Source organism: Psychrobacillus sp. FSL K6-1415 (genome assembly GCF_038003185.1).
Taxonomy (GTDB): domain Bacteria; phylum Bacillota; class Bacilli; order Bacillales_A; family Planococcaceae; genus Psychrobacillus; species Psychrobacillus psychrodurans.
On sequence record NZ_JBBOOQ010000001.1, the window covers coordinates 2,594,283 to 2,617,279 of the forward strand.

At 35.7% G+C, this 22,997-nt stretch carries 18 protein-coding genes, 1 other RNA gene and 1 other annotated feature; of the genes, 4 read left to right on the forward strand and 15 right to left on the reverse strand.

The window, feature by feature from the left end; genetic code table 11:
- Window positions 1-56 precede the first annotated feature (56 nt).
- A non-coding RNA gene (gene ssrS, locus MKY60_RS12285) (6S RNA) lies at window positions 57-241 on the reverse strand.
- A gap of 191 nt (window positions 242-432) precedes the next feature.
- Between ssrS and MKY60_RS12290 the strand changes: the two genes are divergently transcribed.
- Together MKY60_RS12290 and MKY60_RS12295 are read left to right on the forward strand one after the other, a co-directional pair.
- A complete protein-coding gene (locus tag MKY60_RS12290) occupies window positions 433-1,059 on the forward strand; it encodes a LysE family transporter (RefSeq protein ID WP_093496152.1) in 627 nt (208 codons plus the stop codon).
- A 74-nt stretch (window positions 1,060-1,133) separates the two neighbouring features.
- Complete coding sequence (locus MKY60_RS12295; protein WP_241596594.1) at window positions 1,134-2,372, forward strand: MFS transporter; 1,239 nt, start codon at window positions 1,134-1,136, stop codon at window positions 2,370-2,372.
- 48 nt (window positions 2,373-2,420) lie between these two features.
- Here the strand turns inward: MKY60_RS12295 and MKY60_RS12300 are convergent, their stop codons facing one another.
- The 3 genes from MKY60_RS12300 to hisS form a co-directional block, all read right to left on the reverse strand.
- Window positions 2,421-2,693, reverse strand: a complete 273-nt coding sequence (locus tag MKY60_RS12300; RefSeq protein WP_340880866.1) for a YqhV family protein — start codon at window positions 2,691-2,693, stop codon at window positions 2,421-2,423.
- A gap of 569 nt (window positions 2,694-3,262) precedes the next feature.
- Window positions 3,263-5,038: an aspartate--tRNA ligase gene (gene aspS, locus MKY60_RS12305; protein WP_241596600.1), complete on the reverse strand. Its 1,776-nt coding sequence runs from the start codon at window positions 5,036-5,038 to the stop codon at window positions 3,263-3,265.
- Window positions 5,031-6,326: a histidine--tRNA ligase gene (gene hisS / locus MKY60_RS12310; protein WP_241597150.1), complete on the reverse strand. Its 1,296-nt coding sequence runs from the start codon at window positions 6,324-6,326 to the stop codon at window positions 5,031-5,033. The genes aspS and hisS overlap by 8 nt, the downstream gene beginning before the upstream one ends.
- Before the next feature lie 55 nt (window positions 6,327-6,381).
- Window positions 6,382-6,619 (reverse strand) — a binding site (T-box leader).
- Between the two features lie 113 nt (window positions 6,620-6,732).
- On the opposite strand from hisS, the gene MKY60_RS12315 reads away from it, so the two are divergent.
- Entirely contained in the window at window positions 6,733-8,283 is a 1,551-nt protein-coding gene (locus MKY60_RS12315) for an SH3 domain-containing protein (protein ID WP_340930007.1), read from the forward strand.
- A gap of 675 nt (window positions 8,284-8,958) precedes the next feature.
- Here MKY60_RS12315 and dtd read toward each other — a convergent pair.
- The 7 genes from dtd to MKY60_RS12350 all read right to left on the reverse strand — a co-directional run bounded on the left by dtd (window position 8,959) and on the right by MKY60_RS12350 (window position 17,976).
- On the reverse strand, window positions 8,959-9,396 hold the full coding sequence (gene dtd / locus MKY60_RS12320) for a D-aminoacyl-tRNA deacylase (RefSeq protein WP_093496157.1): 438 nt from the start codon (window positions 9,394-9,396) through the stop codon (window positions 8,959-8,961).
- Between the two features lie 41 nt (window positions 9,397-9,437).
- Window positions 9,438-11,630: a RelA/SpoT family protein gene (locus tag MKY60_RS12325; RefSeq protein ID WP_093496158.1), complete on the reverse strand. Its 2,193-nt coding sequence runs from the start codon at window positions 11,628-11,630 to the stop codon at window positions 9,438-9,440.
- Window positions 11,631-11,760: 130 nt separating this feature from the next.
- Window positions 11,761-12,273, reverse strand: a complete 513-nt coding sequence (locus tag MKY60_RS12330) for an adenine phosphoribosyltransferase (protein ID WP_090563954.1) — start codon at window positions 12,271-12,273, stop codon at window positions 11,761-11,763.
- A complete protein-coding gene (gene recJ, locus MKY60_RS12335; RefSeq protein WP_340880048.1) occupies window positions 12,264-14,618 on the reverse strand; it encodes a single-stranded-DNA-specific exonuclease RecJ in 2,355 nt (784 codons plus the stop codon). The genes MKY60_RS12330 and recJ overlap by 10 nt, the downstream gene beginning before the upstream one ends.
- Before the next feature lie 253 nt (window positions 14,619-14,871).
- Window positions 14,872-15,222, reverse strand: coding sequence for a LapA family protein (locus tag MKY60_RS12340; protein ID WP_241596618.1), 351 nt, complete (start codon window positions 15,220-15,222; stop codon window positions 14,872-14,874).
- A gap of 85 nt (window positions 15,223-15,307) precedes the next feature.
- On the reverse strand, window positions 15,308-17,584 hold the full coding sequence (gene secDF, locus MKY60_RS12345; protein WP_340880049.1) for a protein translocase subunit SecDF: 2,277 nt from the start codon (window positions 17,582-17,584) through the stop codon (window positions 15,308-15,310).
- 77 nt (window positions 17,585-17,661) lie between these two features.
- Window positions 17,662-17,976: a post-transcriptional regulator gene (locus MKY60_RS12350; RefSeq protein WP_090563970.1), complete on the reverse strand. Its 315-nt coding sequence runs from the start codon at window positions 17,974-17,976 to the stop codon at window positions 17,662-17,664.
- A 92-nt stretch (window positions 17,977-18,068) separates the two neighbouring features.
- On the opposite strand from MKY60_RS12350, the gene MKY60_RS12355 reads away from it, so the two are divergent.
- Window positions 18,069-19,595, forward strand: coding sequence for a putative polysaccharide biosynthesis protein (locus tag MKY60_RS12355; protein ID WP_241596624.1), 1,527 nt, complete (start codon window positions 18,069-18,071; stop codon window positions 19,593-19,595).
- Window positions 19,596-19,603: 8 nt separating this feature from the next.
- On the opposite strand, the gene MKY60_RS12360 is transcribed toward MKY60_RS12355, so the two are convergent.
- The 4 genes from MKY60_RS12360 to queA all read right to left on the reverse strand — a co-directional run bounded on the left by MKY60_RS12360 (window position 19,604) and on the right by queA (window position 22,986).
- Window positions 19,604-20,242: a DUF421 domain-containing protein gene (locus MKY60_RS12360; RefSeq protein ID WP_093496541.1), complete on the reverse strand. Its 639-nt coding sequence runs from the start codon at window positions 20,240-20,242 to the stop codon at window positions 19,604-19,606.
- 249 nt (window positions 20,243-20,491) lie between these two features.
- On the reverse strand, window positions 20,492-20,761 hold the full coding sequence (gene yajC / locus MKY60_RS12365) for a preprotein translocase subunit YajC (RefSeq protein ID WP_090563977.1): 270 nt from the start codon (window positions 20,759-20,761) through the stop codon (window positions 20,492-20,494).
- 44 nt (window positions 20,762-20,805) lie between these two features.
- On the reverse strand, window positions 20,806-21,945 hold the full coding sequence (gene tgt / locus MKY60_RS12370; RefSeq protein ID WP_090563979.1) for a tRNA guanosine(34) transglycosylase Tgt: 1,140 nt from the start codon (window positions 21,943-21,945) through the stop codon (window positions 20,806-20,808).
- Window positions 21,946-22,986, reverse strand: a complete 1,041-nt coding sequence (queA, locus tag MKY60_RS12375; protein WP_340930009.1) for a tRNA preQ1(34) S-adenosylmethionine ribosyltransferase-isomerase QueA — start codon at window positions 22,984-22,986, stop codon at window positions 21,946-21,948.
- Window positions 22,987-22,997 lie beyond the last annotated feature (11 nt).

Below are 22,997 nucleotides of genomic sequence, written 5' to 3' on the forward strand. Positions count from 1 at the left end.
TAAAATCCCAATAAAAAACCTCTAGCAAATTCGCCAGAGGATATTTAACAAATGATACGAATCCCAATCGTGCCGACAAATAAAGCGTATCGTTTTGAACCCGCAAGAAGCAGGTGGGTGTCCTCTTTATTAATCCTGGCGTCCCGATTAAAGGCATGTCATTTATAATAAAAGTTAGACTCCCAACGATATAATTGTTCGGTCAAAACTGATTGGCAAATTGCGAACACATCAGGATTCGTGTTATTTGTATAATAGCATATGAATGATGAAACTTCAATCATTTTAATACCAACTTTACTAACTATTCTGAATAATAGGTACATAGAATTATTCCAGTTTAACCATTCCTTTATAATATTTAGCCTCTTAAGTTGTATGGTTAGTCCTTCATGAATATGATGCATCATATAACAAAAATGGGGGACATGAATGAATTCTTTAAGTACATATTTCTTGTTAGGTATTTCCTTAGCAGCGCCAATTGGACCTGTTAAAGCAACACTTCTAAATACCGGTATAAAAAATGGGTTTTTCCATGCGTGGTTTTTCGGGCTCGGGGCTATAGTAACAGACATAATATATATGCTGATGGTTTACTTTGGAGTGGGTCAATTTATCGATTCTCCATATATGCGAATATTTTTATGGTGCTTCGGATTTTTTGTGCTCATGTATACAGGGATTGAAAATTTATTGACTTTAAATAATATTTCTATTGATCCTAAATTCCGAAAAATTGTTCGATTTCGGCACTCAATGTTAGCTGGCTCGTTAATGGCTTTTTTGAATCCTTTAACAATTCTATTTTGGTTAGGTATTTATGGTTCTATTTTGGTAAGTGGTGGTAGTGAAATATCTGGTATTGAAACCATAATCATTAGTCTAGCAATATTAGTTGGTATTGGGCTTGTAGATTTTATAATGGCCTTCTTATCGAGTAGTTCAAGAAATTTACTGTCCACCCCTCTTTTAAAAGCTATTTCTTTTATTTCTTCCTTATGTATGATTGGTTTTGGTATCTATTTTGGCATCCAAGCTTTTAATGCTCTTTTTTAGTAATTTATTGAAACGTATATTGTAAGGTACCAGGGAGAACATACCTTAAAGACATTAGTTGAGGTGTGCAGATTATGAAAAATAATAATCAGAATGACAATGTAAGTATATGGTGCGTTATTAGTATGGCCTCTATCCCACTGGTCATGACACTTGGTAACTCCATGCTGATTCCAATTTTACCTATTTTAGAAAAAAAGGTAGGAATCAGTTCGTTCCAGTCAAGTATGATTATTACCAGTTATTCAATCGCAGCCATTTTTCTAATACCAGTAGCTGGTTACCTTTCTGATCGTTTCGGAAGAAAAATTGTCATTTTACCAAGTTTAATACTGGCACTCATCGGAGGTATTATTGCTGGTTTTGCTTCTTGGAAAATAGACGACCCCTTTTTTTGGATTATTATAGGAAGAATTCTTCAAGGAATAGGTGCGGCTGGTGCCATGCCAATAGTATTGCCACTTGTCGGCGATTTATATAAGGATGATGATGAGAAAACTAGTTCTTGTCTTGGCATTATTGAAACCTCAAACACCTTCGGCAAAGTTTTAAGTCCGATTCTCGGATCTGTTTTAGCTGCAGTATTATGGTTTTTACCGTTCTTTTCAATTTCGATTTTTAGTTTAATTTCCATCGTGATGATATTCTTCTTTGTTAAAGTACCTAAGGAGAAAGATGAACCTCCAAAATTGAAAGACTTTTTGAGTAATACAAAAAAGACATTTAAAAAAGAAGGAAAATGGCTTTTAACTGTTTTTATAAATGGTGCTTTTGTTATGCTCATATTATTCGGTGTTTTGTTTTTCCTATCTGAAATGTTGGAAAAAACACATGATATAAAAGGAATTAAAAAAGGTTTTGTTCTAGCTATTCCACTACTTATGCTCTGTATTGCCTCTTATATAACTGGCCGAAATATAAAAGGAAACGTTTCTGCAATGAAAAAAATGACGATGATTTGTTTAATTGCTATGTCAATTAGTGTTGTATTTATAGGCTTTACAAAAGAAAAACTAATTCTTTTGTTAACTATCACAAGTGTGATGGGAATAGCAATTGGTGCCTTGTTACCAGTACTAGATGCACTTATTACGGAAAATATAAAAAAAGAAGAGCGAGGAACTATCTCTTCTTTTTATAGTTCCGCCAGATTCATCGGTGTTGCGGCTGGTCCACCAATCATGTCGCTAGTCATGAAAAATTATCTTAATATTAGTTATATCGTTGCTGGAGTAATTGGAATTGTCCTCTTTTTCCTTGCGATGAAACTTATTAAAGTCGAGGAAATTGAGGGACAAAATCAGAAGGTGTAAATAAAATGGACTGGAAAGCTAAATGCTAACCAGTCCATTTTGTATTATTCAATTTGATTTTAAACTATAAAGAATGAGTAATATTCCAGAGAATAAACAAACCATTCTTGTTAAGGATATCTTTTCCGATAAACCCGTTAAACCTATGCCAGTTGTGACTATTAAAACAACAGGACCTACTAAAGCTAGTAAAGAGTTAATATAAAAAGCTTTTTCTAAATCATTAAATTTAATCATGAGCATTGCTGCAGATAACTCGATACTACCTGAGAGTAATCTTAGTATGATAATAAATAATAACGCCTTCTCAATAATCAGTATCTTCTACCTTTCTTTAATAAAAGAATATGTACTATTGAGATTATATGTAAACGTCTTAAGTATTATTTGGATAGTTTAAAAAACCTTGCAAAAAGACTCCCAGTCCTCTAAAAACAAGAACGTGGATACGACATTGATTGTAGCGAAGAGCGGACGCTTTCCGTGGGCACAGCTTCAGCCGCTTCTTTTGCTTACGCTCAGTCCAGGACTCTGTGCTCCAATCAACTAGGTCCACTTTAAATAATGGGATAATTGAATATAAAACCACCTAGATATACATGTTTTATCTTAAAATAAGTAAAGAAGAAATACTAATCGTGCAGACGGTTTTATCACTAGATTAACTTTGATTACTCTTATTATCTTAGGGATATGCTTTACCCTATCTCGGTGTATAGAACAACACTCTATATTGATTGAAATGGAAGATAGCGACTCCCAGCTGAAACGGAAATCAGTAGTATTATTCATTCATTCAATTCCCGTGAACCAAGTTTTACGGGACATTTTATATACTTTCTTTAAAAGAGGATTCATCACGACAACTGTCATGACAAATCCTCCTAAATTTACTTCGTTTTCGTTTTCAATTTCAAGCTCAAACTCAACTCATCTAACTGAGCTTCTGCTACTGGGCTAGGTGCAGAAGTTAATAAATCACTAGCACTTGCAGTTTTTGGGAATGCAATCGTATCACGAAGATTCGTACTACCAGAAAGAAGCATTACTAATCTATCTAATCCGAATGCAACACCACCATGTGGAGGCGTTCCATATTCAAATGCTTCCATAAGGAAACCAAATTGTGCTTTGGCTTCTTCATCAGTAAAGCCAAGTATCGCGAACATTTTTTCTTGAACTTCTCTAGAATAAATACGTAGAGATCCTCCACCCAATTCATAACCATTCAATACTAAATCATATGCTTGCGCACGTACTTTACTTGGATCAGAATCCATTAACGCAAGGTCTTCATCAAAAGGTCTTGTGAAAGGATGATGAGCAGCGTAATAACGCCCTTCTTTTTCATCGTATTCGAATAATGGCCAGTTAACTACCCATAAGAATTCAAAGCGTGATTCATCTATTAACTCAAGTTCTTTACCAAGTTTTAAGCGTAATGCACCTAAAGTATCAGCCACTACAGAAGATTTGTCAGCAACAAATAATAATAAATCACCATCTGATGCATCTAATGTTTGTATAAGGCTTGTAGCTGCTTCGCCTTCGAAGAACTTAGCTATCGGTCCTTTTAAACCTTCTTCATCTACTTTCAACCATGCAAGTCCTTTAGCACCATAAACTCCAGCGAATTCCCCCAGTGCATCAATATCCTTACGAGAATAATTAGCTGCTGCTCCTTTAACATTAATTGCTTTTACTTGTCCTCCAGATTCTACAGCCGAAGCAAAAACTTTAAATGAACTGTCTTTTACAATTTCCGAAAGATCAACAAGTTCTAATCCGAAACGAACATCCGGCTTATCTGACCCAAAGCGGTTCATAGCCTCATCGTAATTCATACGGTTGAAAGGAATGTTGACATCTACGCCTTTAACGTCCTTCATAACCTTTTTCATCATACGTTCATTCATTTCCAAAATTTCATCCATCGATAGGAAGCTCATTTCCATATCAATTTGAGTAAATTCTGGTTGACGGTCTGCACGTAAATCTTCATCACGGAAGCATCGAGCTATTTGATAATATTTTTCAAATCCACCAACCATTAAAAGCTGCTTGAACAACTGTGGAGATTGAGGAAGTGCATAGAATTCTCCGTCATGGACACGACTTGGCACTAAATAGTCGCGTGCTCCTTCAGGTGTAGATTTAGTTAATATCGGAGTTTCTACTTCTAAAAATCCTTCATCATCTAAGAAACGTCTTACTGTTTTAGTAATATCTGAACGCATTTTGAATGTATCATACATTACCGGTCTTCTTAAATCTAGGTAGCGATATTTTAAACGAATATCTTCCCCTACATCCGTTTGGTTTTCAATCGCAAAAGGCGGGTTTTTAGCTTCGTTAATAATACGAGCTTCACTAGCATGTACTTCAATCGCGCCAGATGATATATTTTTGTTCACTTGGTTCGCTGCACGTGCAACTACTGTACCTTTTACCTCTATGATGTATTCATTTCGTAATTTATCTGCTATTTGAATAGCTGATTCCGAAATTTCAGGGTTGAAAACTACTTGAACTAGCCCTGTGCGATCACGTACATCAACAAATATTAATCCTCCTAAATCTCTACGTTTTTGTACCCAGCCGATTAATTGGATTGATTCACCGATTTGCTGTTCATTTAATTGTCCACTTGTGTGTGTTCTACTCATTTTCCTCTGCCTCCAACTGTGTTGAACTCGTCTTTATTTGATCTATTAATGAACTAAATGGAACTAAGTTTTGAGTACCTGTTGCTAACTCCTTTAACATAGCACTTTCTTTTTCTAATTCGTCATCGCCAATTACTAATACAAATTTTGCTTTTAGGCGATCGGCTGATTTCATTTGAGTTTTCATTTTACGATCTAAATAATCCATCTCTGCTGTAATTTTTTCCTGTCTAAGTTGATAGGTAAGTTCAACTGCTTTTTTCTTAGCTGCTTCACCAAGTCCAATTACATAGACATCTAATGTCGACTTATCAGACCAGACATTGTTTTCTGCTTCAATAGCTAACAATAGTCTTTCAATACTCATTGCAAATCCAATTCCAGGAGCATCTGGCCCACCAAGCTCTTCTACCAGCCCGTTGTATCTCCCTCCACCTGCTAGCGTTGTGATTGCTCCAAAGCCTTCTGCAGCACTCATAATTTCAAAAGCAGTGTGGTTATAATAATCTAATCCACGGACTAGATTATGATCTACCTCAAATGGAATATTTAATATTGTTAAATATTCTTTTACTTTTTCGAAGTAAGCAGCTGATTCTTCATTTAAAAAATCTGCTAAGGAAGGTGCTGTTTCCATTAACGGATGGTTACGATCTACCTTGCAATCTAAAATACGAAGTGGATTTTTTTGTAATCTATTTTGACAATCCGAGCAAAACTCTTCAATATGCGGTTCAAAGTGACTAACTAAAGCTGTTTTATGAGAAACTCGACTTTCCTTATCTCCAAGCGAATTTATAACAAGCTTAAGCTTTTTCAGTCCTGCATTTTGATAGACTGACATTGCTAATGAGATAACTTCCGCATCGATTGCTGGGTCAGCACTACCTATTGCTTCAATACCAAATTGAACGAATTGACGGTATCGACCTGCCTGTTGACGTTCATATCGGAACATTGGTCCCATATAGTAAAGCTTCACAGGTTGATCAGGGTAACCAAACATTTTATGCTCTACAAATGCTCTTACCGCTGATGCAGTGCCTTCTGGTCGCAACGTGAGAGAACGATTTCCTCTGTCTTGGAATGTATACATTTCTTTTTGAACTATATCTGTAGTGTCTCCAACACTTCTAGTAAATAATTCAGTATGCTCAAAAACAGGAGTTCTAATCTCTTTGTATTGATACATACGACATTGTTCTCTTATTAGTTCTTCTACAGCTTGCCATTTACCAGTTTCCGTTGGCAAAATGTCTTGTGTTCCTCTAGGTACTTTAATATCCATGGCAATTGCCCCTTTCCATTGCATATAAAAAAGCCCTCATCCCCTGCTATAAATAGCAAGGGACGAGAGCTTATATAAGCTTCCGCGGTTCCACCCTAGTTGGTCAAAAATATTGACCCTCTCAATTCTGGATAACGACCAGTTCCGTTTCTGCCTACTAGAGAAAAATCCCTTTCGACAAAAATCCTCTCGAATGTTGTTCACTGAGTGCGTATGTAGGAAAGATTTCAGCCACGTCTTTCCTTCTCTTGTCATCCGTTTTAAACAGCTACTTTTTCGGTCATCGGTTTGTTTTAGTTTTTGATTATACTTTATCTTAATGACGCAAGACAAATAAGTCAACCCTTTTGAATAAAAGGTAGAATTTTTTTATCAGACTATTTACAATAGAGATAGGAGTGATTCAATGAACGCTAAAATTATACATAAAATAACCATTATTTTTTTGTCTGTATGTTTACTAATACCATACTTGCAGGTAGATGCACAGGGGAATGAAGTTACTGTAAATGTTAATTCATTAAAAGTCCGATCAGGTCCCGGTCTTACATACAACATTATCGGTGCTGTTACAAAAAATGACAAACTAGACGTAATTAGCAAAGAAAAAGATTGGCTACAAGTTAATTTTGGGAATTCTACTGGTTGGGTAGCTAGTTGGTACACAACAACAGAATCTCTTGAGTTAACAAACAAACAGATTGTTTCAAAAGTAAATCAATTAAACGTTCGAACCGAACCTACAACTTCTTCAGCAGTTATTGGCCAATTACAAGAGGGTGATTCTGCAGATGCTTACAAATCTCAAGGAGATTGGATTGAAATAGATTTCCAAGGTCGAAAAGGATGGATCAATGAATCGTATATCACTTTGACTGAGCAAACAGTAAGTAAAAATACAAATACTACTGAAAATATATTTGAAGTATCCGTCGATGCACTAAATGTTCGTTCAAAAGCTGATTTAACTTCTAAAAAAATTGGACTAGTAAATAAGGGTGATCAATTTTCAATTATTGACTCCGATCATAATTGGGTGCAAGTAGAACTAGAAAACGGAGAAAAGGGATGGTTGTACAGCTTCTATGGAACATTTACTACTAGTTCTTCATCAATAACATCTACCCAAACAAATGAAACCATCATCATTCTCTATAATGGAACAAACCTTCGTTCTAATAGCACAACGAGTAGCGATGTAGTTTCAAGAGCTGATGCTGGCACTACATTTCCAATAGCTGAAAAAGTAGAAGATTGGTATAAAATCATATTAGATGATGGACAAGCTGCATATGTTGCTAGTTGGGTAGTTTCTGCTTCGTCCACCACTTCAAATGAAACTGAGCAATCAGGCGATAAAACTAAGCTGGAAAAACAGGATAAGAAGGATGACGCTCGTAAAAAAGGCACTTTAAAAGGACTAACTATTGTCATCGATCCTGGGCATGGTGGGAATGACCGTGGGACAACTGGTGCTCTTGGAACAGATGAAAAAGATATCACATTAATTACTTCAGAATTACTATCATCCAAATTGCAAGCCGCTGGTGCCAATGTAATTATGACAAGAGAATCAGACGAGTATGTAGATCTTCGCAAACGAGTATCAATTGGGCACCAGGTTGATGCTGATGCGTTCATTAGCCTACATTATGATGCAATTGATAATAGTTCAGTTAGAGGTTTCACGACCTACTACATGCATGGTTACCAAAAAGAATTGGCTAAGTATGTCCATAATGGGCTTGGAAATATGATTTCTTTAAAGGATAGAGGAACTCAACCAGGGGATTATTTAGTACTCCGAGAAAATAAACAGAAAGCTATTTTAATAGAATTAGGTTATTTAAGTAATCCTTCCGAAGAAAGGAATGTGACTACTCAAAACTACCGAGAACAAGCTACACACGGTATTTATAATGGTATTATTAATTACTTTAATGCTCAATTAGATTAAATTAACTAAAAATCCATGTTCCTAATCTTCTAACATAATATGAAAGACTGTACAAAAATCGCCCAGTCTTTATAGTTCAAAACCATTAATGTTTTCGAATTGCTCTGGACAGACTTGGCGCTATATAATAACCAAATGTTTTTTAGAGCAGTTGGTCGTGACTAAAATCACGACCAACTGCTCTTTTTCTCGGTAGTCTTATTGAATTTGTCTGACCGTCTTCCTTCTACAACTTTTGAAACAAGTTATTACACTGTTTGATTACTAGAGAAAAGCTACTTTTCATTCCTAGAGTTAGCCCCCGAAGGTGCAATATCGTCCGCTATTCACTTCTTTATAGTGCCAATACTCACTATTTCCCTTTATTTCCACTAGTGTAAAAGAAAATCTACTTTCTTCTACTATCATTGGATTGTATTTTATCTTTACTTGCTCTCGCCTATTGTTTACTTGCTTCTATCTCCGGCTTACTTGCGGTCATGAAAAGTTTACTTGCTCTAACTTTATATTTACTTGCGGTCGGATGGCTTTTACTTGTGAAATGGATAGTTTTTCCAAAATACTTTATTCAAAGCCTATGGAAAACGTCTATATATAGCAGAAACTTACAGGATTATTCCATATTAAAAAAAGTTGTACAAATTACTCCAAATTTGAGTAATTTATACAACTTTTTCAAGCTTCTAACATAATCGTTACTGGACCATCGTTCGTAAAGGTAACGTCCATCATAGAACCAAATACACCTGTTTCTACTAGCAGACCTTTTGCTTGTAGTTTTTCATTGAAAAGTTCCCATAAAGGCTTTGCAATTTCTGGTCTGGCTGCATCGGTAAAGCTTGGTCTTCTACCTCTTTTCGTATCAGCATACAGAGTAAACTGAGAAACCGATAAAATACTCCCACCAACTTCTTCGATAGAGTGATTCATTTTGCCTTCAGCGTCCTCAAATAAGCGTAACCCTGCAACTTTCTCTACTAGGTAATTTAGTTCATTCTCGGTATCAGTTGTAGTAATACCGACTAATAATAAATAGCCTTTGTCTATCTTTCCAGTGACTTGTCCATCCACGGTCACACTAGCATTTTTGCATCGTTGCAACAAAACCTTCATATAAAATTAACTCCTTTTAACTGAAAACATAGAAAAACTTATTAATTGATAATCCGTTGAACAGAATATATATCAGGCAATTGCTTTATTCGATCTGCTATCCTGTTTAAGTGTGCTGTATTTGAAATTAGAATAGTTAAATGAATGATAGCAATATCATTTTCTGATTTTCCACTCACTGCAGCGATATTGGTTTTAGATTCATTTACCACTTGTAAAACTTCATTCAATAAGCCTGATCGATCATATGCTGAAACCTCAATGTCAACCTGATACTCTTTTTTCGTTGGAGAATCATGTTTTACCCATTCTACTTCTATAATCCGGGAATTCGTATCATCGTTGTGTACATTCGGACAATCAGCACGATGGACTGAAACTCCTCGACCTTTTGTTATAAATCCAACTATATCATCTCCTGGAACCGGGCTACAGCAACGCGATAAACGGATGAGCATATTCTCAATTCCCTTAACGATAACTCCTGATTCTGTTGTTTTGTTAACCGTAGGAGTTTGCATTTCGGTTGTTATTTTCTCTAATGCTTCTTCCTGATCACGGATTTTCCGCATTTTTTCAGCTAGTCGATTAACCACTTGCTGTGCGGTAATACCATTAAATCCTACAGCTGCGTATAAGTCTTCCTCACCTGCAAAAGCATATTTATCACATACGCGTTTTATATTTTCTGGAGTAAGTACTTCTTTTAGATCAAACTCTTGGGATCTAATTTCTTTCTCTACTTGTTCTTTTCCTTTGATAACATTCTCATCACGCAACTGTTTCTTAAAGAATTGCTTGATCTTATTTTTCGCTTGGGATGATTGAGCTATTTTAATCCAATCTCTACTAGGGCCAAATGATTGTTTGGAAGTCAATACTTCGATAATATCACCGGTTTTTAGTTTTGTGTCAAGTGGAACCATTTTACCGTTGACTTTCGCACCAATTGTTTTGTTACCGACCTCCGAATGCACTCGGTAAGCAAAGTCTATTGGAACTGAGCTAGCAGGAAGTTCTACAACATCCCCTTTAGGTGTGAAAACATATACCATATCGGAAAACAAATCAAACTTTAACGACTCCATGAACTCTTCCGCATTCGAAGATTCATGCTGATATTCTAAGATTTCTCTAAACCAATTCAACTGAGAGTCAACCGTTTTTTTATCGGCTTCTACTTTTTTACCTTCTTTATAAGCCCAGTGAGCAGCTACACCGAATTCTGCAATATTATGCATTTCTTCAGTACGGATTTGGACTTCTAAAGGCTCACCATTTGGACCTATAACAGTAGTATGCAATGATTGATATAAATTTTGTTTAGGCATAGCTATATAATCTTTGAAACGACCAGGCATTGGTTTCCAAAGCGTATGAATAACTCCTAGAACGGCATAACAATCTTTTATGCTATCCACGATAATTCGCATCGCAAGTAAATCATAAATTTCGTTGAATTGTTTATTCTGTACGACCATTTTACGATAAATACTATAAATATGCTTTGGACGACCTGATATATCGGCGTCAACTTCCATTTCAACTAACTGTTTGCGAATATCTTCCATAACATTATTTAAATAGGATTCACGTTCTGTACGTTTTTTCTTCATAAAATTAACAATTCGATAATATTGTTGAGGATTTAGGTATCGTAATGCAGTATCTTCTAGCTCCCATTTCACTGCAGAAATACCAAGTCGATGAGCAAGTGGTGCGAATATTTCTAAGGTTTCATTGGAGATTCTACGTTGCTTTTCTTCTGGAAGATGTTTCAATGTGCGCATATTATGTAGGCGATCTGCTAGTTTAATGAGTATAATTCGTATGTCCTGCGCCATTGCTATAAACATTTTCCGATGATTTTCTGCTTGTTGTTCTTCTTTTGACATGTACTTAATCTTACCTAGTTTAGTAACTCCCTCTACTAATAAAGCCACTTCTTCGTTAAATTGCTCTACTATATCTTCACGGGTATATTCTGTATCTTCTACGACATCATGTAAAAAACCAGCAGCAACGGTTTCTGGATCCATTTGAAGGTCAGCAAGAATACCAGCTACTTGAATAGGATGTAGAATATATGGTTCACCCGAATTACGGAATTGTTCTCTATGCGCGTGCTCTGCTAACTCATAGGCTTTTTTCACAAAGTTCACATGTTCTTCATTCATATAAGTAAAGAGTGTTTCAAACACATCTTCTGCCGTCTTCACTTGATCTTTAGCCATGCTAACCCACCTGATTTCGTTTTATATTTCTAAAATAGTATATAAGCTATATTGTATAAAAAAAAAGAGGGACTTGTAAAGTCCACCCTAAATAAGCTTTCTTACCTGAGAACAATTGTCCACAGAATGATCAATACTGCATCAATGTACAAATATCATAGTTATCTAGTTTGTTACGTCCTTCTAGATAAGTAAGTTCTATTAAAAATGCACAACCTACAACTACTCCGCCCATTTCTTCTACTAATCGAATTGTAGCATCAATAGTACCACCTGTCGCTAATAGATCATCGACGATTAATACACGTTGACCTGGTTTAACAGCATCTTTGTGCATCGTTAAAACATCTTTTCCATATTCTAAGCCGTATTCAGCACGAACTACTTCACGAGGTAGTTTACCTTCTTTACGAACTGGAGCAAAACCAATACCTAGCGCATATGCAACTGGACATCCAGTGATAAATCCACGTGCTTCTGGTCCTACAATTAGCTCAGCATCCACTTTTTTTGCATATTCTACAATTTGGTCAGTTGCATATTTATATGCTTCTCCATTATCCATAATTGTTGTAATATCTTTAAAACTAATACCTGGTTTTGGCCAATCTTCTACTGTTGTTACATACTGCTTTAAATCCATATTTGCTCCTCCTCAGGAACGGTTTGTACTGCTCTACGCTCTTCAAACCATTGTTTCAGCTCTATATACGGGGCATATAATAACTTCTGTTCAAGTTCCATCTGTTTCTCTCTATTCTTATATGATGGTGCCTCGGATAAATCTTTTTTAGCTAGATTTTCATTAAGCACTAACATCCCATTGTCTATTCTAACAAAATTTAGTTCAAAAAACACCTTCGACATAAAATTAAATGTATTTTGGCTCCAACCTGTATGTTTGGATAATTCGTGTACATGCTGTTTCAATGCAAATGATTTTCTTTTTGTTAGTAGAGAGAAATACCATTTAAACTGTTCTCTTGTAGGTAATCCCTCAAAATAAGAAGATTCATTTGTATAAAAGTGTGCGTATATTCGTTTAAAAGAAAGATATTGCATTAGTTTAACCAAAGTTTGCTCATCTTCTGGTAAATCCAATAGTACGGCAAATTGAGCTTGAATCGGCTGTTCTAGTAATTCATTTACCAAATAGAGCTTGCTGTCGATGGTAGAACTAAAATGCTTAATCGTTTGTTCATTAAAAGCAATATATACTGTATCCTCTACAGGAATTAGTGGTTTCCAGCGATTCACTTGGCGGATTCCTCTAATATCAAAAAGCTGCCATTCATCAGTTTTTACATCCTGTATCATCAATTGGGCTTTTTTTCGTCCATTCCATTCATTTATTTGCAAATCTCCAATAAATGACAATTTGGTCGTTGGTGCAATTTCATCTGCTAGTTGTCCTTTTCCAAATCCAATTGCATCTAATAAGACGGCATCTTGTTTTAATTCCATTTTCAAGTGATTTTGTGCAGAGCCAATTTTTCGAATGGATGAAACCTCTACGTTTTCTATGCAGTAAACAGGTTTTGCAAAGTCCATACCAAACGGAGCTAGTTTTTTTAGGGATTCAATAGATTCTGTAGATATTTCATCCATCTCTAATGGAACGTCTATAGATACAATCGGTATTAGCTGTTCCTCTGTTAAACTTGTTTTGGCTTGATCATTTAGTCTTGCCCGCAACTCATCCACATTTTCTAAAGGTAATGTCATACCAGCAGCCATAGGATGCCCACCAAAATGCGGGACAATATCCTGATTCTTGGCAAGCTCTTTATACATATGGAATCCTTCAATACTACGAGCGGAACCTTTTGCAATATTTTTTTCTTCATCAAATCCTAAAACAATAGCTGGTCTATAGTATTTTTCTACCAGCTTAGATGCAACAATACCAAGCACTCCTGGATTCCAACCGACCTTCCCTACTACTATGACACTTGGTCCTTCCGTTGGAGAAAATTGCTCTAGTTGTTCCATTGCTTCATCTGTAATTTGCTTAACGATTGCTTGTCGTTCTTTATTTTTTTCATTTAGCATATTAGCCAATGCTAGTGCGTGGTTAGGGTTTTCCGTTAAGAACAAATCTACACCAGGCGCAGCTTCTCCTAGTCTTCCTACCGCATTAATGCGTGGACCAAACATAAATCCAACTGTCTCTTCATCAATAGAACTTAGCTCTACTCCACTTATGTTTGCTAGTGCTTCTATCGCTACAGAATCTGTCTGCTGCATTTGTTTTAAACCTTGTTGAACTAAATAACGATTCTCCCCTGTTAAAGAAACAAGATCCGCGATTGTACCGATTGCAACTAGATAAAAGAACTCCTTTGGAATTTCCTCTAATAATGCATGAGCTACTTTAAAAGCAACACCTACTCCTGCTAGGTGCGGAAAAGGATAGGTAGAATCCCTTAAATTCGGATGAATAATAATATCCGCCATTGGGAGATTTTCACCAGGCTCATGATGATCTGTTACAATAACGTCCATCCCTAACCCTTTCGCAAACTCAATAGGCTTTAAACCAGAAATACCGTTATCAACAGTTATTATTAGTTTAACCCCTTCATCAAAAGCTTCTTGAAACAAGCGCTCACTCGGACCATAGCCATCTATAAATCTATTTGGAATCTTATAGATGACATCAGCACCTAGTGACTCTAACGTCTTCACCATGATAGTTGTGCTTGTAATGCCATCCGCATCATAATCTCCATAAACCATAATACGTTCTTCTGCATCTATTGCTTGATGCACACGAGCAACCAACGCCTCCATACCTGGAAATAAAAACGGATTATGTAATTGGTCTGCTGTTACATGTAAAAATGATTTTGCATCCTCAACGCGCTCAAATCCCCTAGAAGCTAATACCTTTGCACAAACTCTCGGAATTGAAAGCTCCTTTTCTAACATTTCTACTACATTTATATTAGGCCTTGAAACTTGCCATTTTTTTTGAGATTTAATCATTTTATTCACTTCCTTGTAATCTATTATACCTTATCTGTAGTTGTAACGTTGTGAAAAAGCAGTACATCTATGTACGAATACCCTCTCAATAAGAAAAACTGTGAAAAAAAATGCTCGGTCTCTTAAGATCAAAACTTTAAAATCAATCAGCAGTATATCTCATGCTAAAAAGTATCTTGAATCGAGTGTACACGATACATTTTTATATATTATTTTAAAAAAACCTTCTGACTTTCGTCAGAAGGTTTTCTCTTTAAATAGTTGAATTTTCATCTTTTACAGTAACTGGTTCTTCAAAAAAATCTACTGGTTTTTCTTTGTGGGCTACTACCTCGTTTTGTAGAACATTAATGGTAGCCTCTTTCTTTTCAAGGTCTTTCTCTAAGTGCTTAACTTTCCTTGATAATATAAATGATCGATAAATTGCAACAGACCCACTTAGGAGCGCTCCTAATAAAGCTGAGCCCAAGATAACGAGGATAAGTGGCCATTGTGCAGTTCCAAATACATAATTGACCGGAACCGTGTCTACATTGTAAATGGCAAATAAAGCAATAATAATAGCAAAAAGCAATCCAAATAATAATGACCATTGAAATTTCATAGTGGCACTCCTTTACTTTGTAGTATAGAAAAATATGGAACAGAGTATATAAAAGTTATACCCTGCTCCATATTATACTTAAACATTATACGACTGGCTCATCAGAACCCCATTTTTTCTCTTCTTTTTTCACATCAATACCGCCATTTTTACGCATTTCTTTCACTTTCAAGTCAAACCAAATTTGTGCTCCAATGTAAATGGAAGAATACGTTCCGGCTATTAACCCAATTAATAAAGCAATAGAGAAGTTACGTATACCTTCTGCACCGAATATCAATAGTGCTACAACAACTAAAATTACTGTAAGAACCGTATTTACAGAACGACCTAGCGTTTGTCGTAATGATTTATTTACAATCGTTGCAAGCTCATCTTCGGATGTAATTTTAGCACTACGATGTAGGTTTTCTCGAATACGGTCAAATGTTACAATCGTATCGTTTATAGAATAACCGACTATCGTTAAGACTGCTGCGATAAATGTAATATCTACTTCTAACCGCAGTATACTGAATATAGTAACCATTAAGAATGCATCATGAAGTAGCGAAACGATCGATGCTAGCCCCATTCTCCACTCAAATCGGAATGCGACATAAATGATTATTCCAAGAGCAGCAAACGCCAATGCTTTTAATGCATTTTTGACAAGTTCTTGTCCTACAGTTGGTGAAACCGTACTCACAGATGGTTCCTTCCCAAACTGCTCATTCATTTCTGTTTTTAATGTTTTAATTTCTTCTTGTGTAAAGTCGTCTTTATAGCGTACGACTGCACTATCTCCGTTATCACCAGAAATTACAATATCATCTGAAGGCAAGCCGATACTTTCTATTTTCTCCGTAACAAGTGCATTTGTTAATGGCTGAGTGGAATTAATTTGAACACGTGTCCCAGAAGAAAAATCAATACCAAGATTTAACTTGAACACACTTAAAATTATAATTCCTGCAATCGTTAGTGTTATAGATGCGATGTAGAAAACTTTACGACTACGAACAAAATCAAATCGATCAAATTTTGTTGTTAAATCTAACGTATCCGTTTCTTCTTCTGGAGCATGCATTCTTTTCTTCGGAATACCAAACCAACCTGGTTTGTTATCAAAGTAGCCACTATGAACAAGTAGTCCAAGTAAAATACGCGAAGCCCATACTGCTGTAATGAATATAACTAAAATACTAATGATTAACAGTGTAGCAAATCCTTTTACAGAACTTGTGCCGAAGAAGAATAATACCGCAGCTGCTAATAAAGTAGTAATATTTGCATCGAAAATAGCAGTAAAGGATTCTTTCGCTCCAGCATCAAATGCTTTCTTCACCGACTTACCTACACGTAACTCTTCTCGTACTCGCTCATAAGTTAGGATGTTTGCATCTACTGCCATCCCTACCCCAAGAACAATTGCTGCAATTCCTGGAAGTGTTAGTACACCATTAATCCAATCAAAAATTACTAAGATCAAGAAAATATACACAACCAATGAAATAACTGCAATAATACCAGGCAATCTATAATATGCAATCATAAATATGAAAATTGCCGCAACACCTATAATACTAGCCAAAATTGTACTGTTTAATGCTTCTTCTCCGAATTGTGCACCTACTGAGGTGGAGTAGATTTCTTCTAACTCAACTGGAAGAGCACCAGCATTTAAAATTCCCGATAGATTTTTTGTTTCATCTACTGTAAATGCACCGGAAATTTCAACGCTATCTGAGTTAATACGCTGAGAAACTCGTGGAGCTGAAGTGAATTTTTGCTCTTTTTCAGGCTTCAAAACTTCCTCTTTGTATGAATCCACACCTTCTTCAAAGTCTAACCAAATAACTAGCACATTGTCTGGCGCTGGTTTAGCAGCAATCTCTGAAGTAATTTCTGCAAATTTATTCGCATCTTTTAATTCTAATGTTACGATAGGTTGTCCTTGTTGATCAAAAGCTCCCTTAGCACCGCCTTCTTTCAAGTCCATCCCGTCTAGCATTATATTATCATCGGAATCTCTGAATGTTAAATTCGCTTGTGTTGAAAGTAACTCTCTGGCAGAATTCTGATCATCCACACCAGCAAGCTGTACTCGAATACGGTTGCCATCTTCAATTTGAATACTAGGCTCACTTACACCCAATACGTCAATACGGCTCGTAAGTGCTGAAGCGGTATCTGCTACAACGTCTTCCGTTATTTTCTGTCCATCCTTTAATTCATTTACTTGATAAAGAACCTCAAAACCACCTTGAAGATCTAGACCGAGTTTAATATTGTTCAGTACGCCTGTAGCAGTGGGACTGATTGTTCCTGCAAAAATAACGAGTAACAATAAAAACGCAACTATGCGTCCTCTAGTTTTCATATGTAGATTTCCTCCTCAAAAAAAAGCAACAAGTTTATTATGAAACACGTTGCGCTCACTGTCAAATAACGATGCATTTAATGTTCTTCAGAAATGGGATTTAATAACAATTGCAATTCGTCTTGATTAATCTCAGAAAACCAATTAGATGTTCTTTGATTTTCAATTTGCTCAAATGTCATAAATTCAGCGGGAGAAATAGTTAAAATATCATTTATGATTTGATAAAGAGGCAACGAAGATATTTCTTTTTTTCTCCATTTTTTTGTCACACAAAATTTCCAAATATCCATTTCTGTAACTGTATTGTATTGATAAACGACAAACTCATTTCTCTTACTTTCTATAGCTGGTAGTACGTGCGTAAAAATATCTTCATAATTATTTTCCATAATATCGCACCTCTTTTAAAGAATAATGTACTAAGCAATATGCATATTGTTATTGTATACGAAGTTCCTGTATTTGAGAAGGAAGTGTTTAGTTGTCAACATTTTTAAAAGGGTCCATTGTGTTAATGATTTCTATTTTTTTGTCTAAGTTTTTAGGATTTATTTATCGTATGCAGTTTGTTCGTTTAACAGGTGAAGAAACAGTTGGGATTTATATGACTGCTTATCCAGCTTTCATCTTTTTCCTTTCTTTGGTACAACTTGGTATTCCAATTGCAATGGCTAAAATTATTGCAGAGTTACGCGCAAGAAGTGCCACATCGGATTATTTTTCTGTTATGCGAACCTCTGTTATTGTTACAGTTATTTCGATTTTAATATTCACACCATTATTTATCTTCGTAACTCCTTATATCTCGGGTAGTCTATTAAAAAATGATGCAATCACTATGACTTTGTATGTTTCCATCGCAATCGTTCCAATTGCTGCAGCTGGAGGAATATTAAAAGGATTTTTTCAAGGTATAGCAAGATTAGAAGAAACCGCAGTAGCCCAATTAATGGAACAAATTGTGCGTATTTTATTAATTACCTTTTTACTTCCATTTTTTCTTACATCTGCTTCTCCACAAGAAGCCGCTGCTTATGCAATGATTTTAGCTCTTGTCGCTGAACTTATCGCTTTGCTTTACTTAAAATGGAAATATGACAGATGGAAAACTAAGCAAACCTATAATAAAAAATCTAAAGCATATCCATTATCACCTCTCTTCGCAATTGCTCTACCATCTTCAGGAAGTCGGTTATTCGGATCATTTACATGGTTTTTGGAGCCAATCATTTTTATCAAAGCTTTAGCTATTACTGGAATTACTGCAGTTGCAGCTACTACTCTTTATGGAGTTATTTCAGGTGTGTTAGTTCCTTTGTTATTGTTTCCTTCATTCATACCGTACGCACTTTCTATCGTCCTAATACCTGCAGTTAGTGATGCATTTGCACGAAAAAATTTAACGCTATTAAAAGAAAGAATTCACCTATCTCTAAAGTTTTCTACCTTAACGGGCTGTTATGCAGCAACGTTATTTTATTTACACGGTGGGGAACTAGTTGAGTCACTATTTCATGTTGAAAACGCAACGGTTTATATGAAAATTCTGTCACCGATTTTTTTCTTTTATTATATTCAAAGCCCTTTATTTTCTATTTTGCAGGCATTAAATAATTCAAAGGCTGCATTTCTCAATTCCTTATATGGTGGCGTAGGAAAACTATTGTTACTATTTTTTCTTGCTTCCCAAGCTACTATTCAAGAAAAAGGTGCTGTCGTTGCGATTGGATTTGGAGTATTGATTACTTCTTTTTTACATATCGCTTCTTTGAAAGAAAAAAAAGAAGCACAAATTGGCTTCTCTTTTTTTGTAATTCCCTATGCAGTATTCTTAATAACAATTATCTCAAGACCATTGGTTATTTCTATTGGAAGTCAACCATTACTAATCGATTGTCTACTCACCTTGGTATATTTAACAGTCGCTCTGGTACTTTTTAGACAGATTAAACGCAAAGAGATTAGTGTCATTTTCAAGATTGCCAAATCATCAAAAAATAGGTTTTAATGTAAGAACTAAAATGATGTCTTTAGTTGAATATAGAGATTCTCATTCTCATAACTACAGTAAAATATTTTTTTATAGTTCAAAATTTGCTTTTGCTCTAGTTCTTGTATCAACCATTTTTCATTTTTACCAATATGCTCTAAATGTCTATGTTGTATTTCGCCATCGATAATGAGAGGAAATACATATTGTTCTTCTTCTTTTTTAAAAACAGATAAGTTACCTGATGACTCCAAAAAAGCATAAGAGACTGATTGAATAGAACCAATCTGTTGTTCACGTAATTGTTGAAGCAAGTCATCTAAATTATAACGTTGTTTTCTCATCTCTTTTTCAACGATTATTCCATCTCTTATTAGTATAGAAGGTTCACCTTCCATGACATCCCGAAACTTTTTGCTTTTTAATGAAAAGTAGGAAACGCCCATCTGGATGAAAAATAGCATAAGAACTGGGACAATTGCATTGATAAAACTACTTTGAGGATCATCCAATGAAAAGCCTGCAACCTCGGCTATTAAAAGAAAAACAACCAAGTCAAAAATACTTAACTCGCCCACTTCTCGTTTTCCCATCAAACGAAAAATCAGTAAAATAAACCAGTACAAAATAAATGTCCGAATTATTATTATGAGTATGTCCTGCACATAATCACCTCATAATTACCATGCCCAAAGAAAAAGAACTTACTCATATATTGAGCAAGTTCTTTTTTATGTATTTTAGTAAAGATAAAATATTATGTATCTAAACCTAGAATACTGCGAATTTATGTGGTTTGTCCAGGCATTTGAAGCACTTATATAGTGCTTCAGGATTTTGAGTAAACAAGCTACACTTTTACTCAAAATCCTTCCAGTGCCTAACATGACTATCATAGACCCATTCACTTTTTATTATAACTTTGACTCTGAAACTACTCGTCCTACTGCTACGCGCTCGAATTGTAAGCGAGTTCCGTCTGCAACAGTAACAAAGATTGTTTGATCATCTACTGCATCTACCTTGGCGTGTAAACCACCAACAGTTATGATATCGTCTCCACGCTTAAGATTGCTTTGCATTTGTGAAGTTGTTTTTTGACGCTTTTGTGCTGGTCGAATGATGAAGAACCACATTACAGCGAACATAGCAACAATTGGCAACAAACCTGCTAAATTACCCATATTTTTATTTCCCCTCCTTTACCTCTTTATCTAGTATACAAGAATCAGAAGTTTTTTGCATTTGGTTTGTTATACCCATATTCTTCAAAAAATTCTTCTTTAAAATCAAGCAGACGATCTTCACGTATAGCTTGTCGTACATTTTCCATTAATTTCATTAGGAAATGTAGGTTATGATAGGATGCTAGGCGTAAGCCAAACGTTTCATCAGCTCTGAATAAATGGCGAATATAAGCACGTGAATAATTTTTACATGTGTAACAATCGCATTTTTCATCGATAGGACCAAAATCGCGAGCATATTTTGCTCCTTTAATAACTAGGCGACCTTGATGAGTAAAGAATGTACCATTACGCGCAATACGTGTTGGTAATACACAGTCAAACATATCTACGCCTCTAATAGAACCATCTATTAATGAATCAGGCGATCCAACACCCATCAAATAACGCGGCTTGTTGTCAGGCATCATTGGAGTAGTAAAATCAAGTACACGGTTCATTACATCTTTTGGCTCACCAACCGATAACCCTCCAATTGCATATCCAGGGAAATCTAAAGAAACTAAATCTTGTGCAGATTGACGACGTAATTCCTCATACTCTCCACCTTGGATGATTCCAAATAGCCCTTGCTTATCTGTATTCGTATGAGCATTTAAACAACGTTCTGCCCAACGTGATGTACGTTCTACAGACGCTTTCATATACTCAAAAGATGCAGGATAAGGTGGGCATTCATCAAAGGCCATCATAATATCAGAACCTAAATCGTTTTGAATCTCCATTGATTTTTCAGGACTTAGGAATAGTTTATCCCCATTGAGATGATTGCGAAAATGAACACCCTCCTCTTCAATTTTACGCATATCACTTAAACTAAAAACTTGGAATCCGCCAGAATCTGTAAGAATTGCACGATCCCAGTTCATAAACTTATGAAGTCCGCCTGCTTCACGAATAATTTCATTTCCAGGACGAAGCCACAAGTGATACGTGTTGCTAAGAATAATACCAGCATTCATCTCTTTTATTTCTTCTGGAGCCATTGTTTTTACAGTAGCTTGTGTACCTACTGGCATAAATGCTGGTGTTTCAAAGGAACCGTGAGGAGTGTGTACAATACCCAACCTAGCACCTGTTTGTTTATCTTTTTTTATAAGTTCATACGTAATTGCTGTCATTTAATAATTCCTTCCTTTTATTAACATTGCATCGCCAAAACTGAAAAAGCGATACTTTAAGTCAACTGCTTCTTTATAGGCACTCAAAATAAAATCTCTTGAAGTAAGTGCACTAACAAGCATTACTAAAGTAGATTTAGGTAAGTGGAAATTCGTAATCATTCCATCTATACATTTAAATTCATAACCTGGATAGATAAATATCGAAGTCCATCCACTATCTGCTTGAAGTTGTCCATCAAATTTAGTTGCCACTGTTTCCAATGTTCTAGTAGAAGTGGTCCCAACTGCTACAACTTTTCCTCCAATGGCTTTCACTTTGTTAATTACATCTGCTGTTTCTTGTGTAATCCGATAAAATTCAGAATGCATTTCATGGTCATCGATAGAATCTACACTAACCGGACGAAAAGTTCCAAGTCCTACATGTAATGTTACAAATGCTATTTTAACACCTTTTAAGCGAACTTCATCTAATAATGCATCTGTAAAATGTAGGCCTGCTGTTGGAGCTGCAGCAGAACCCTGCTCTTTTGCATAGACCGTTTGATAGCGATCCTTGTTTTCCAACTTCTCGTGAATGTATGGGGGAAGTGGCATTTCTCCTAATTGGTCTAATACTTCAAAAAACACTCCCGTATATTCAAAACGGAAAATTCGTCCACCATGGTCTTTGATGCCTGTACAGACAGCTTTCAACAAACCTTCACCAAATGTAATTTCAGTGCCTATTTTGACCCGTTTTGCAGGTTTCACAAGTGTTTCCCAATGATCCCCTTCTATTTGTGTCAATAAAAGAACTTCTACATTAGCTCCTGTTTCCTCTTTCATACCCATTAAGCGAGCAGGCATTACCTTCGTATCGTTCAATACAAGGCAATCTCCTTCATTTAATTCATTTAGTATTTCCTTAAAGTGAGTATGTGTATACGACTGTTTTTCAAAATCTGCTATCAATAGTTTGCTACTCGTTCTGTCTAACAGCGGAGTTTGTGCAATTAGTTCTTCTGGTAATTCAAAATCAAAATCTTCTACTCTCATATATAGGACAT